11 protein-coding genes are annotated in these 12,578 nt (G+C 49.9%); 5 read left to right on the forward strand and 6 right to left on the reverse strand.

Annotated elements, in window-relative coordinates; all coding sequences use genetic code 11:
- Positions 1 to 62: 62 nt before the first annotated feature.
- Positions 63 to 608, reverse strand: coding sequence for a DNA repair protein RecO (gene recO, locus ACSPJT_RS05260; RefSeq protein WP_435895318.1), 546 nt, complete (start codon positions 606 to 608; stop codon positions 63 to 65).
- 120 nt (positions 609 to 728) lie between these two features.
- Here recO and prfB point away from each other — a divergent pair.
- From prfB to ACSPJT_RS05280, 4 genes are all read left to right on the forward strand, one after another.
- Positions 729 to 1,845 (forward strand): peptide chain release factor 2 gene (gene prfB / locus ACSPJT_RS05265; protein ID WP_435895319.1). Its coding sequence is split into 2 segments (ribosomal slippage): positions 729 to 812 and positions 814 to 1,845, totalling 1,116 coding nucleotides; the frame shifts between segments, so codons are not numbered across the junction.
- Between the two features lie 8 nt (positions 1,846 to 1,853).
- Positions 1,854 to 2,456, forward strand: coding sequence for a guanylate kinase (gene gmk, locus ACSPJT_RS05270; RefSeq protein ID WP_435895320.1), 603 nt, complete (start codon positions 1,854 to 1,856; stop codon positions 2,454 to 2,456).
- Positions 2,457 to 2,475: 19 nt separating this feature from the next.
- Positions 2,476 to 3,012, forward strand: coding sequence for a flavoprotein (locus ACSPJT_RS05275; RefSeq protein ID WP_435895321.1), 537 nt, complete (start codon positions 2,476 to 2,478; stop codon positions 3,010 to 3,012).
- 25 nt (positions 3,013 to 3,037) lie between these two features.
- Positions 3,038 to 3,676, forward strand: coding sequence for a phosphopantothenoylcysteine decarboxylase domain-containing protein (locus ACSPJT_RS05280; protein WP_435895322.1), 639 nt, complete (start codon positions 3,038 to 3,040; stop codon positions 3,674 to 3,676).
- Here ACSPJT_RS05280 and ACSPJT_RS05285 read toward each other — a convergent pair.
- Positions 3,659 to 5,335, reverse strand: coding sequence for a 4-alpha-glucanotransferase (locus tag ACSPJT_RS05285; RefSeq protein WP_435895323.1), 1,677 nt, complete (start codon positions 5,333 to 5,335; stop codon positions 3,659 to 3,661). The genes ACSPJT_RS05280 and ACSPJT_RS05285 overlap by 18 nt on opposite strands.
- A 112-nt stretch (positions 5,336 to 5,447) precedes the next feature.
- Between ACSPJT_RS05285 and ACSPJT_RS05290 the strand changes: the two genes are divergently transcribed.
- On the forward strand, positions 5,448 to 5,669 hold the full coding sequence (locus ACSPJT_RS05290) for a hypothetical protein (RefSeq protein WP_435895324.1): 222 nt from the start codon (positions 5,448 to 5,450) through the stop codon (positions 5,667 to 5,669).
- A gap of 98 nt (positions 5,670 to 5,767) precedes the next feature.
- Here ACSPJT_RS05290 and ACSPJT_RS05295 read toward each other — a convergent pair whose 3' ends face one another.
- The 4 genes from ACSPJT_RS05295 to ACSPJT_RS05310 all read right to left on the reverse strand — a co-directional run bounded on the left by ACSPJT_RS05295 (position 5,768) and on the right by ACSPJT_RS05310 (position 12,334).
- A complete protein-coding gene (locus ACSPJT_RS05295) occupies positions 5,768 to 6,940 on the reverse strand; it encodes an OmpP1/FadL family transporter (RefSeq protein WP_435895325.1) in 1,173 nt (390 codons plus the stop codon).
- 29 nt (positions 6,941 to 6,969) lie between these two features.
- Positions 6,970 to 8,157 carry a response regulator gene (locus ACSPJT_RS05300; RefSeq protein WP_435895326.1) on the reverse strand — a complete coding sequence of 396 codons (1,188 nt, stop codon included), beginning with the start codon at positions 8,155 to 8,157 and terminating at the stop codon, positions 6,970 to 6,972.
- 119 nt (positions 8,158 to 8,276) lie between these two features.
- Positions 8,277 to 10,883 carry an ATP-binding protein gene (locus ACSPJT_RS05305; RefSeq protein ID WP_435895327.1) on the reverse strand — a complete coding sequence of 869 codons (2,607 nt, stop codon included), beginning with the start codon at positions 10,881 to 10,883 and terminating at the stop codon, positions 8,277 to 8,279.
- Positions 10,883 to 12,334, reverse strand: a complete 1,452-nt coding sequence (locus tag ACSPJT_RS05310; RefSeq protein WP_435895328.1) for a methyltransferase domain-containing protein — start codon at positions 12,332 to 12,334, stop codon at positions 10,883 to 10,885. Before ACSPJT_RS05310 ends, ACSPJT_RS05305 begins: the two co-directional genes overlap by 1 nt.
- Between the last annotated feature and the right edge of the window lie 244 nt (positions 12,335 to 12,578).

Below are 12,578 nucleotides of genomic sequence, written 5' to 3' on the forward strand. Positions count from 1 at the left end.
TACAGTCCCTTAGGACTTCCAAAATACCCAGCAACCATTGATTTTGTGGGTTTTCAACGTGTTCAACTTTGGCCATTCCCCTCTGTTGCATGCAGACACGCAGCACGAGCCCGAGGCAGACTCCCAAAAGCCTGCTCGATGGCCAACGCCGCACTGGTTCTACTGTGTGCTATACCCATTATTCGGGCCAGTTCGTGTTCAAAATGCAACACCCCTCGCAAATCCGCTCCCTGTCCGGCCAAATATCCGAGCCCTCGCCGCAAGAGGTCAAACAGCTCCGGCTCGGGATGATCCAGCTCCACCACATGGGCCAGCAGCTCCCCGAAATAAGAAGCAGCCACGGTATCAGCATATCGTTTGCGAAGGCTCTCTCGGTAGTTGGTAACACTCAGCTCCCGTAAGGTATGCAGCTCGGTCTTGCGGCTGCGCACCCAGTTGATTTCCGCCTCAAAAAAAAGGTCAATTTTCCCCGCGAATGTGCTTTTCGGCCGACGAGCCCCTTTCGCCACAGTTTTGATCAAACCGTGTTCCTCGGTGCACCAGTGCACGATCAAGCTACTCTCAGTCAACTTGGTTAGACGGATGATGATACCGGTGGATTTTTCCATGCTGAGCCGCCAGCAAACCATGGAAATCCATCGCCGTGAAGACCCGTGTTCTGCTTGGCTGCGAATTTCTTCACGATTCAGCATTCCAATCCATAAAAATCCCGCTATCACTCGCCCCGTATGAGTGAACAAAACATCGCTGACCTCCTGGCGCTGGACACCGGGGCTCTGAAGAGTCGCCTGTCCGAACTCAGGAGGTATCTTTGACGTCGAATCCCTGCAGGACCAACTGGTGGAGTATGACAAAATCATGACAGATCCTGACTTTTGGAATGATCCGGACAAAGCCCAAGCCACTGTAGGCGAGGCAAACTTGCTCAAAGGACGCCTCAACCCGTTTCTTGATCTCGAGAATCGAGTGGCCAACCTCGACGAAGTGATCGAGCTGGCCAAGGAAACCGACGACATGGAATTCGCCCGTGAGGCAAACAAGGATTATAAGCAGATTGTCAAAGAGTTGGAAAAATTCGAACTCCTCACGCTATTGGATCAACCTACCGATCCCTCCAATGCCTATCTTTCCATTCAAGCTGGCGCGGGTGGCACCGAAGCCTGCGACTGGGCTGAAATGTTACTGCGCATGTATACCCGCTGGGCGGAATCCAAGGGATTCACCGTGACCAGCCTCGACTACCAAGACGGGGACGGTGCCGGCTGTCGTGCAGCTTCGCTTAAAATCGACGGGCCGCACGCTTACGGCTACCTCAAGAACGAGCGTGGAGTTCATCGTTTGGTGCGCATTTCCCCATTCGACTCCGCAGGAAAAAGGCACACCTCCTTTTCAGCTGTGGATGTCACCCCTGAAATTTCCAAGGACATCGTCATTGAAATCCCTGAATCGGATGTTGAGATCAATACCGCCAGGTCTGGAGGTGCTGGCGGCCAGAACGTTAACAAGGTGGAAACCGCGGTCATTCTCAAACACAAGCCCACCGGGATCATGATTCGTTCTACCCAAGAGCGCTCCCAACTGCGCAACCGCGAAAACGCTTGGGCTCTACTCCGCGCCAAGCTCTATCAGATCGAGGAAGACAAGCAACGGGCGGAGGCTGATCGCGAATACTCAGCCAAAGGTGAAATCGGCTGGGGCAGCCAGATCCGATCCTACGTCTTCCAACCATACCAAATGGTCAAAGACTTGCGGACCGGAGAGGAAACAGGCAACATTTCGGCCGTCATGGACGGAGAGCTCGATCCATTCATCGAAGCCATGCTAAAAGGCAAGACGCGCAAATAATTCACACCATGTGTAAACGAACAGGTATCATCTTGTTAGTCTCTGGCCCATCAGGCTCGGGAAAAACCACACTCTGCCGCAGACTCGCCGATGAAGGTGAGGCTGTCTACTCGACTTCGTGCACCACGCGCCCCGCCCGTGAGGGGGAGAAACACGGACACGATTATCATTTTCTCACTAGAGAGGATTTTGAAAAACGTGTCGCAGCAGATGAATTCATCGAGTATGCCGAGGTGCATAATAACCTTTACGGCACCCTCAAGTCCGAGGTCATGGATCACATCGTCGCCGGCACAGACGTGGTCATGGATATTGATGTTCAAGGCGCCGATCTCGTGCGCTCATGCGCAGAGCCCAGCATCCGCGAAGCTTTGGTAGAACTCTTTGTCATGCCCCCCAGTGAAGACGAACTCCGCGCCAGATTAACCGGACGAGGCACGGACGCTGACGACGTCATCGAACTACGCATGAAAAATGCGATCGAGGAAATGAGCCACTGGCACAAATACACCTACCGCTTGATTTCCGCGACACGTGAAGAAGATTATAATTCCTTCAAAGCCCTGCTCTCTGCTGAACGCCTCAGGACATCTCGCATCACAAATCCCTAATGGATAATCCCCCTCTCCCATGACTATCATTCTCGGCATCACTGGCTCTATAGCAGCCTATAAAGCGGCAGGTATCGCCTCGCAGTTGGTTAAAAACGGCCACGAGGTTCATGTTGTGATGACCAAAGCAGCCACGGAGTTCATCACTCCGCTCACCCTGCAAGTCATCTCTCAAAATCCTGTATTGGTATCATTGGAGGACGAAAAGCAGGCATGGAAACCTGGTCACATCGATCTCGCAGACCGAGCCGATCTTTTATTAGTCGCACCATGTAGCGCCGATACCATCGGCAATTTTGCCAACGGTCTGGCGCCTGATCCCCTCTCCAGCATCTATCTTGCCACCAAAGCGAAGGTTCTCATTGCCCCTGCCATGAACGGTAAGATGTGGCTGCACGCAGCGACTCAGCGCAACGTCTCACAACTCAAATCCGATGGCTGTCATTTCATCGGACCCGAGGATGAAGGAATGCTCGCGTGTGGCTATTCCGGACCAGGCCGATTGATGGAAGAGAGTTCTATCCTCGACCAGGTCGAAGAGCTGCTTGGGAATTGATCCCCATAACAATATTCTAGAGCGAATGAATATCCTCATCACAGCTGGGCCAACGCGCGAACCGATTGATCCCGTCCGTTTCCTAACAAACAAGTCATCTGGTAAGATGGGATACGCGATCGCCCATGCTGCGGCTGATGCCAGTCATCGCGTGATCCTCATCTCAGGGCCTACCCAACTCGACGTGCCGGATCGAGTGGATTACATCCCTGTGGAGACCACTGCGGAAATGTATGCGGTCGTGGAGCACTGGATAGGCAAGGCTGATGTTGCCATTTTCTCTGCCGCTGTGGCTGATTACCGTCCCGCCCAAGTTCCCGATCACAAGATCAAAAAAAGCGGCGAGACAATGACATTGGAACTCGTGCGTAATCCCGACATCCTTGGATCTGCTAGAAATGCTTTTGACTATCGCGGAGTGCTTGTCGGGTTTGCCGCAGAGACAGAAAATTTAGAAGACAACGCTCGAGAGAAATTGGAACGCAAAGGTTGCGACCTAGTGGTCGCGAATGATGTTTCGCGTAAGGACATCGGCTTTGACTCCAATGACAACGAAGTTCTCCTCGTTTATCCGGACCACTCGGAAGGTGTCGAAAAGGGATCAAAGCATCACCTCGGTCACATCATCTTGGAAAAGGCCTTGGAATTAGTCCCGCCCAGCTAAATGGATCTGCTCTTTGAGGCGCTGACATTCTCTCCGTAGAGGATCTGGCATATCATCCAGTTTCCACGGCAGACGATATCGCCAGTTCTCTCCACCTACCGTTCCTGGTATATTGATGCGCTTGGTACTATCGATCAGATCCGTGATCATGATCGCGGCATAATCTGAGCGGCACATGACTAGCTTCTCTAACAATGCCCATTTGACCACTGGCCCATATTTCGAATAGGCAGCTGCAGTTTCACCTTTCGGCAAGCCGGCAAAGTCGCTGAGTAAGGCTAAGCCTCGCATGGCTCCTTCGTGTTCAAGACCATTGAGCATATCCAATAATGCATTCCATAGCGCAGGAATGGAATCGTGATCGTGAGTCGCATAGGTAGCAAAGGAGCATTCAGGATACTCACTTCCAGGAACAGCCTGACCTTCTCCGAGTTCCTCCCAGTGACAGATCTTGAACCCTGCAATACCTAACTTGGCCAAATGAGGTCGGACATAATCAGGCACGCACCCGAGATCCTCGCCTACCACTTCGCCATCGCCTGCCGCCTCTAACACAACTTTAAGATATTTATCCCCAGCTTCCAAATTGGCCTTTTTATGTGCGACGGTATCGTCTGGGTGAGGATGAAATTTCGGTAATTCACCACCCGTCAGCTTCTTGGCCTTAGCATCCGTCAGCCCGAGAAATTCAGCATTGCGTGCGGGTCTCCATGGAAAGCTAAAGATTCGGTAAAACCCTAGAATATGATCAATCCGAAAGATGTGAAACACATCGGTGAGCTTCTCAATGCGGCGTCGCCACCAAGAGAAATCATGTTTTTCTAACTCCTCCCAATTGTAGAGGGGTATACCCCAGTTCTGTCCCCACTGACAGGCGAAGGCATCGTCCTTGAACACCGTCTCTGGAGGCGAACCACCAGACAACGTAAGGTCAAACCACTGCGGTTCGAAAAATACATCTGCGCTAGAGTAGGAAATACCTATCGGAATATCCCCCATCAACTTCACGTTCTTGCTTGCCGCATAGTTACGGAGATCTCGCCACTGGCTGAATGCGTGCCATTGAACCCACGCATAATATGTAAGGCTCTGCTCCACATCCTCGGGAGGTAACGTGGCTAAATAAGCATCCGCCTTTTCGGAAGTATTATACTCCTCTGGCCAATGCTCCCACTCTTCCGTGCCGGCCAATTCCATCAGCCAGCGGTATTTCGTATAGGAGACTAACCAATCCTGCTCGGCTTTTCTGAAAGCGTCAAATTCAGGAGTCGGTCCCCCCTTTGATCTAAAAATTTCGTAGCCAGCCTTGAGCAATCGCCACTTCGCAGCTCCAGCTGTCGAGTAATCGACCAGGTTTTCGTGAACACATGCAGCATCTTCGAGAGCAATGGCTTCAGCTGTTATCCCTGGGATTTCGTCCACGGCGATCAATACAGGATCAAGCGCTATGGAACTGATGGCATTATACGGGCTACTGTCCGAACCCGTCTCGTTGATGGGTAAGAGCTGAAGGAAACCGATGTCATGTGCCGATGCCCAGTCGACAGCCTCCTTCATGGCAAGAGTGTCACCTATGCCAAGATCATGATCTCGTTTCAGTGAAAAAACAGGTATCAGAACCCCGAATCGACGAAGGCGCTGCATGGCTTGAACTGGCATGTCTTGATATCAGACAGAGCCTATGGATTAGGCAACTACAAACGATGTCTTCAACGCCGCGGTTATTTCCCCCTTGCTTTTAAACTGAAGAACTGGCCTAAATGTTAGCGTTATGAAAACAACGCGCATCAATAACTACACATTAACTACCGCTATTTGCTGTCTAAGCATGGCTCTCAGCCTGTTCGTCACATCATGTGGAGCACCTGATCCAAATGCCCAAAAGAGAATGGATGCCGACATCATGTCCGCAGGTCAGAAAAAGGGCCCCGGTAGCACCACTGGCCCGCAATATATGCAGGGTAGTCGTGGATACGGCCTCGGAGGTTTCTAAAAAAACAGACGCCCTATCCGGATCTATACAACATCGCCAGTCATCCTCGAAGGATCACTGGCGAAATTTGTTGCTCCAGACTAGCAGTTGAATAACAGCTAGAAATCGTAGCGAGCCGTCAGGCTGAACGAATGGTAGCGAGATTTGTAATCGCCATTCACTGAAGAATCGAGGGCTGACTTAACCTCCCTGTCTGAAAATGCATACTGATAGGCAGCATCCCATGACCAGCTGTCACCCTTATGACCGAGCCCCACGGTGAGCCAGTGCCGATCAGCATCAGCGACCCCAGGGTTATAATGTTCATCGGGCTGGGAGCTTTCAATGTAGTTATACCCGAAGCGGGCCAAGTAACCATTGCCAAGGTCATATTCGGCACCGATTGAATAAACAAAAGAGTCTTCCCATTTGAAAGGGATCTCTTGATTCCCCGAACCCTGCTCGAGAGTGAGAGTGTCTAATTCATCCCAGTTTACCCACTCCACATTGACCTCAATGTTCCAGCATTGGTTAGGTCTATATGAGTAACCTACGGCAAACGAAGCAGGAGTAGTTAGATCTACTTGAGCATCTTCGCGCAGAGCAACATATGGAAACACTCTGGATTTTCCCTCCAAGGTAAAATCAGTTTCGCTCCGGTACACTGCACCAAAAGAATGTTTTTCAGCTGGCTGCCACAAGGCACTTAAAGTCCATGAGACCGCTTGATCATCACCCTTGAATGAAAACTCATCACCAGGAGCAAAGAGACCACGGCGCAGATCGATGTCCGCATGATGAATGCCAATGCCGCCGCCGATGGAGAACTGTTCATTCACCTCATATCCGGCTACCGCCCAGAGTGTGGCGTATTTCAGAGATGATATTGTGGCCGTATTTCTAAATGAAGTATTGTCATCCCACTCTGTCGCCAGACCAAAGGGAGAGTTCAGGCCCAGACCAAGCACAGTCTTTTCGTTCAACCGGAAGGCGGAATAAATTTGTGGCGTAAATTGGACCTCACGATCGAGATCGAATTTGCCACCGGCGACATCTGCCTCGATGCCGAGCATCACACTGTAAAATCCAACTTGAACGGACGACCCATCGATCTGTGTCAGGCCCGCAGCATTATAATAAACAGCCGCTGCCGTGTTGGCTGTTGCAACAAAGGCATTCCCCTTACCAACGGCTTCGGGTGATTGACCTGCTAGATGGAATCCATCTGCCACAGCGATACCTTGAGTAAGAACTGAGGCCGCCGTATAGAGAACTAAGTTTCGAGTTTTCATGTGTGTCTGTTATTTAGGTTTGGATCTCTTTACCCACCATAGCGGGCCCAGAAAACATCGTTCCCAGCCAGGGCTGCGCTCAGCGAGTCCCAGCCTACAACGCTGTTGTCTGGTCTGTGTGATGGATCAAATGTCACTTTAAAACGAATCATGTCTCTGCCCTCCTCTGGGACGACTTCGTAATTTGCACCGGCATCGGCCAGACGGAACAGTGCGGCGGCAAGTGCGAGACACTCGGAAGACGGAGCTTCTTTGGTCGCAGTGCGCAAAGGTTCCAAATTCCTTGAGAGAAGACGTGATGAAAGCCTGAATTCAATGCCCCCCTGAATTTCAGAAACGAGCAGAATACCTGCGTCCCTCATGACAGATTCAAGTGCTGTCAGCAAGGTGCTGATTTCAGCCGCCATGGTTCCTAATGGCCCTGGCCAACCTGTACTCGATTCCTCCCCGCGGAGCCACTCGAAGTAACCATTACCTCCTACCAATGGCCCCATAACATCCCCGACCGGAACTGCGGTGTTGTAGTCGAGTTCCAAGCCTTTCAAGTTGTCACGAGTCAGGCCAAGACGAATGGCACGGAGGTATTCCAAGTGACGTCCATATAGTTCGCGCCAATTCAGAGACCCGTCCACAGTCAGTTCTTCTTCCTGTTCCGTTTCTTCGACCTCGGCAAGTTGCACCAGCGCGGTCAATGCGCGGTCCACATGACGGAGTCCTTCGTGACCGATTACAGCCATCGTGGCGATGGATAGCACCCGGTCAGACGAGGCTAGCATCTCCACACTGGAGAGCTTCTGCTTGAGAAGAGTTCCACGTTCTTTTTCCAGAACATAAAGTTCCATGGCACGCGTCAGTGTCATTTCCAGATCATTGACTTCCCAAGGCTTGGTAACGTAGCGGTAGATTCCGCCTTTGTTCACCGAGTCAACGGCGGCATCAACGTCCGAATACGCCGTGGATAGAATACGGATGCATGAAGGTTTCATCTCCGCTACTTTTTCAAGCAGTTGGGAACCTGTCATGTTCGGCATGCGCTGGTCGGTTACGACCACCCCGATTTTATCCATATTCTGACGGAACATCTCAAGTCCCTGCAATCCGTCCTCCGCTAATAAAATCTCGAAATTCTGTCCGAATAAACGGGAGAAATACTTCCTAGTTTTCTCCTCGTCATCGACAAAGAGTATTACGTGGTCTTTTTGAGTTTGTTCGTTCATATCGCGCGTTATTCAATTAAAATACCGATTTGAGAGGTTTATTTCAAGGTTTTTTATATCTAACTTATTCAAACTAAATTGATGTTTAACAGCTAAACTGCTTAATCGAGGGCCATAATTTAAAAAAATATAGTTATCTCAGTATAAAGCCCAACTTCAGATTTAACGTCAATCTCAGCGCCATGCTGCTTGATGATGCGATGACAAATGCTCAAACCGAGCCCCATGCCCTCGCCGACATCGTTTTTAGTGAAGAATGGCTCAAACATGTGTTCAATATCATCTTTGGAGATCCCGCATCCATTGTCCCTGACCCGCACAGCAACGGAGCCATTTTCCCTTTCTTCAGCCTGTACCGAAATCTGAGGTTCCGGACCATTGCCTCGCACCATAATCGCACGAGCCGAGTTCTGGAAAAGATTCATGAACAACTGGCATAACTGCCCGTCATTTCCATTTATCTCAAGATCCGGACTAATATCCACATCAAAGCGAATCCCAGAAAGTGTCTGGCTGCTCAATCTGCGGGCACTCTCAACCATGTCTTTGACGACAACTCTCGACATGGCTGCAGCATCCCCACGCGTGAATGATCTCAAATCACTGACGATTCCAATGACTCTGCTGACCCCCTCTTGAGCATCACCCAACACCTCGAGGAAATCATCTCTTTCCTCGGCCGGGATTTGTCGGTCAAATGATTTCAGTGCGTGGAGTGCCGTCTTCGCATAGTTCAGTGGGTTATTCACCTCATGCACAATACCAGCACTCATACGACCAAGAGATGACAGCTTCTCCGTTTGGACAAGAATGCTGCGCTGCTCTTTCAGTTTCTCATACGCCGTTTCAAGGTTCACGTTACTCTTAGCCAGCTTGAATTCAAATTCGCTACTGGCGATCAGATTTCGCACTCGGACACGTAGCTCCACCACCGAGAATGGCTTCGACATGAAGTCATTCACGCCGGCTTCCAGCGCATTTAGTCTCGGCACCTCACTGGCTTGAGCTGTGACTAAAATGATCGGAATACGTGACGTGGCAGGCAACGACCGGATTCGTGTAGTGACCTCAATTCCGTCCATCCCAGGCATCATCAGGTCCAAAATAATTAGATCTAACGGCTCTTGCTGTACGATTTCCCATGCTTCGGCCCCATCACGGGCACCTAATACTTCATAATCGTCCAACTGACGGGCAATGAAGTTGCGCATGGCATCCTCGTCATCCGCGACTAGAACACGTTTTCTGCGTGTCTCCTGTGGGACGTTCGACACCAATGTATTCAATGCCCCCCTCTCGGAAGCCACCGTTTCCTTGACGCTCTCGACGCCACTCAGGCGAGCCTTCTCATTGAATTTCTCCAGTACATCACGGGTATTACTTTCTCGGTCAACCAGTGCTCCTGTTTCCGGCATTGGGGCCGGGATCATGATCTTAAAGTTGGTTCCCTTGTTAATTTCCGAGCTTACAGAAATTTCCCCCTGCATACTGTCGGTAAGACTTTTCACCAAGGCGAGACCTATACCCGCACCTCGATGGCGTCGTCTGGCCGACATATCAGCCTGCCAAAAGCGCACGAAGATATTCTCCAGATCTTCCTTGCTCATCCCCTGACCATTATCAACTACCGATAGATAGAGATTTCCGTCTTTTGTCTCAGCTCCCAATGAAATCTTACCTCCGGGAGGAGTGAATTTAACGGCGTTTACTGCAAGGTTGAGAACAATTTTCTCCAAACGATCGCGGTCTAACCAAACAACCTCTTGCTCGAGACACGAACTGGTACAGGAAATATCAATATTCTTCAGCGCAGCAATCGCCCTGAGATGACTGGTAATACCATGAATGAAATCTGTCACATTCACCGTCTCCGGCCGAGGAGGAGCCTCGTCACTATCCAACTTCACCAGATCGAGAATATCATTGATCAAGCGCAATAGACGAAGCGCGTTATCCTCGATCGTATCCAGGTGCTCCAGGAATGCTACATCCTTACTGTATTTGCCATTACTCCGTAAGTTTTCGGCTGGGCCGAGGATCAGCGTTAGAGGTGTTCTGAGTTCATGACTGATATTGGCGAAGAATCTCGATTTGGTTTCATCCATCGCCTGCAATTGTTTGAAACTTTTTTCCAACTGGTCTTTGCCGTCCTGCACGTCCTTTGAAAGACAGAATTCGCGGAATCGTCCTTGGTTAAAAAAGTAGGTGCCCGCACATGCGATAGCACCGGTGACAAAGATGAAATAGCCAGGAACAAATGCCTCACGCCAAGTGTTACCATACACCATCACCGCCATTCCGTAGAAAAGCAGGCATAAAACCATATTGACCGCACTGTCGATCGCCGTCCACCGGAGCAACAAGGTGGCCCCCATCAACACTAAGTTAAGACCGGCATAATACGAGGACGCCGCTCCGTCTGCCACCGCAATCATGTAGGAGATGCCTGCCAGCGGCAATACACCTACAACATGAACTACAATCAACGAAATCAGATCCGACTTCATTCTTGTGATGGCGAGGCCAAACAAAACCAGCAGGACCCCGCAAAACACTCGAACTACTAGAAACTCTAGCAGTAATTCCGGATAAACCACAGCATCCAGACACGCTCCGACGAGCATAAAAACTCCGCCAAAAATAGCCGCCTGCCGACAGTTTTTTCTCCGCGCTATTAGTCTTGATTGCTTGAACAGTAACTTTAACTGCTTGGTAGAATCCGGCATTATACACTCTGGTTCTTGAACATCGGCTTAAGTTCGACCTTACGAATCTCAAGAAACAGGTTCACGCCTGTCGGGTCGCGCTTAAGATCAGTCTGGAGGATTGTTCCGTCCAGTGGAATGAGATCTAACATCTCCCAGTCATTCCTGTAAACCAAATTCCATTCAACAACATACTCCATCCACCCGATTCGAGGGTTCGTGGACGCCACATTGGTGGTGATCAACTTACCCCCGGGACGGAGTAGCTTGGTGAACAGCTCTACCAATTTTTTGCAGACCTTTTGCGACAAGTAGTCAAACAATCCAGCGCAGTAGACTACATCGTATGACTCCCATTCCATATCAACGTCACCCTTGCTGGCCTGCTTAAGAAGCTGATGCACAGACCGTTCAATCATCTTGAACGTAGTGCCTCTACCCAGCTCATATTTCATCTTTGTCAGAACACCTTCTGTAAAATCCAAGGTTTCCTTGTTGAAATCTAACAAAGTAAAGTCGCACTGGTCACTTACCTCTTCGTTTTTGACGAAGCGTTGAATTTCCTGAGCCGGACCGCAGCCAAGATTCAGAACCCGCATACGACGCCCCTCACTGACGGTTCGTTCAGCCTCTTCCTTGAGAGTAGTCACCAGATAAGAGATTCGATTTCGGTGTGCCTGAACGGGGTCGATACTTAGAAAAGTCCGGTTCAGCATTTTGGCAAAGAGAGTGCTGCCCTCGTAAGGATCACGCAGCATCATATTCACCATTTCATAATCGCCGGCATAACCTAACGGCTTAGTGAAAGCCCGGTAGGCAAACGGTGAGCACAGCATTAGGGGATGCATTTGACGCCTAACGTAAAATTTGTGCGCAGGTCGGTCAGTCTGCGAAACATCTCTGGTAGATGCTTCAAAACTACTCATCAGCGGATTCATTTCCTCAACCATCCGTTCCTCGATTTCTGAGATGATCTGTTTTTCAAGACCGGCTTTATCTCCAGTATCTGTGGAGCGAATCCCCAGATCGATCTGCTCAAGCCAACGCTTCACACCAATCATCAAATTCTGCATGTCGGCGATGTTGATTTTGAAATCAGAGGAAACGTGGTGCGCACGCTTCCAATCATCCACGAAACTATCGAACTGGGTGACCAATGTTCCACCGCCCTCAGCTGGTGCCAGAAAATCCACCTCCTTCCAGCCTCCGCTCAACGTCACTTCGCACACCAACAAGACACCTGTGTTCACAAGGCCAGACACCACGGCATCGCCTTCATAAATCAAGCGCCCGTTCAGACGAATTTTGAAATCTTTCAGCACTTCAGAAAGCTGAACGATGCTGTATGGATTATAAATTTCGAAGGAAACTGAATAGCGGCGGAGACGAAGGATCGTGGCGTTGAGTGTGTAGCCCTGACTATTGACAAATTTGACGCTACTGTTTGTGGGGACGGTCGTTGTTGTTGACATCGTAATTATATAAGGGTGGCGAGGACGAATAGATCTGCCATTAAATGCATCAACTTACTCATCTTCTCCGTGGTGTGTGTGTTCCATCATATGCGATGAATACAATGCGTAATGTTTCATAAAAAAGTGTTTGAAAACAGTAAAAAGCTATCTAACATGAAAATATATCGTGCTTGCTGAAGACATGTGTTCTATACTGACTTCAGTAACAATTTAGTCCATAACAGCGAAACATTTCCTAAAA

The organism is Oceaniferula spumae, assembly GCF_042849255.1.
Lineage (GTDB): Bacteria > Verrucomicrobiota > Verrucomicrobiia > Verrucomicrobiales > Akkermansiaceae > Oceaniferula > Oceaniferula spumae.

Excerpts from the sequence above, each read along its gene's own strand:
- ACSPJT_RS05305 (WP_435895327.1), bottom strand. The coding sequence starts at position 10,883 with ATGCCGGATTCTACCAAGCAGTTAAAGTTACTGTTCAAGCAATCAAGA.
- recO (WP_435895318.1), bottom strand. The coding sequence starts at position 608 with ATGGAAAAATCCACCGGTATCATCATCCGTCTAACCAAGTTGACTGAG.
- ACSPJT_RS05275 (WP_435895321.1), top strand. The coding sequence starts at position 2,476 with ATGACTATCATTCTCGGCATCACTGGCTCTATAGCAGCCTATAAAGCG.
- gmk (WP_435895320.1), top strand. The coding sequence starts at position 1,854 with ATGTGTAAACGAACAGGTATCATCTTGTTAGTCTCTGGCCCATCAGGC.
- ACSPJT_RS05295 (WP_435895325.1), bottom strand. The coding sequence starts at position 6,940 with ATGAAAACTCGAAACTTAGTTCTCTATACGGCGGCCTCAGTTCTTACT.
- ACSPJT_RS05290 (WP_435895324.1), top strand. The coding sequence starts at position 5,448 with ATGAAAACAACGCGCATCAATAACTACACATTAACTACCGCTATTTGC.
- ACSPJT_RS05300 (WP_435895326.1), bottom strand. The coding sequence starts at position 8,157 with ATGAACGAACAAACTCAAAAAGACCACGTAATACTCTTTGTCGATGAC.
- ACSPJT_RS05310 (WP_435895328.1), bottom strand. The coding sequence starts at position 12,334 with ATGTCAACAACAACGACCGTCCCCACAAACAGTAGCGTCAAATTTGTC.
- ACSPJT_RS05285 (WP_435895323.1), bottom strand. The coding sequence starts at position 5,335 with ATGCCAGTTCAAGCCATGCAGCGCCTTCGTCGATTCGGGGTTCTGATA.
- ACSPJT_RS05280 (WP_435895322.1), top strand. The coding sequence starts at position 3,038 with ATGAATATCCTCATCACAGCTGGGCCAACGCGCGAACCGATTGATCCC.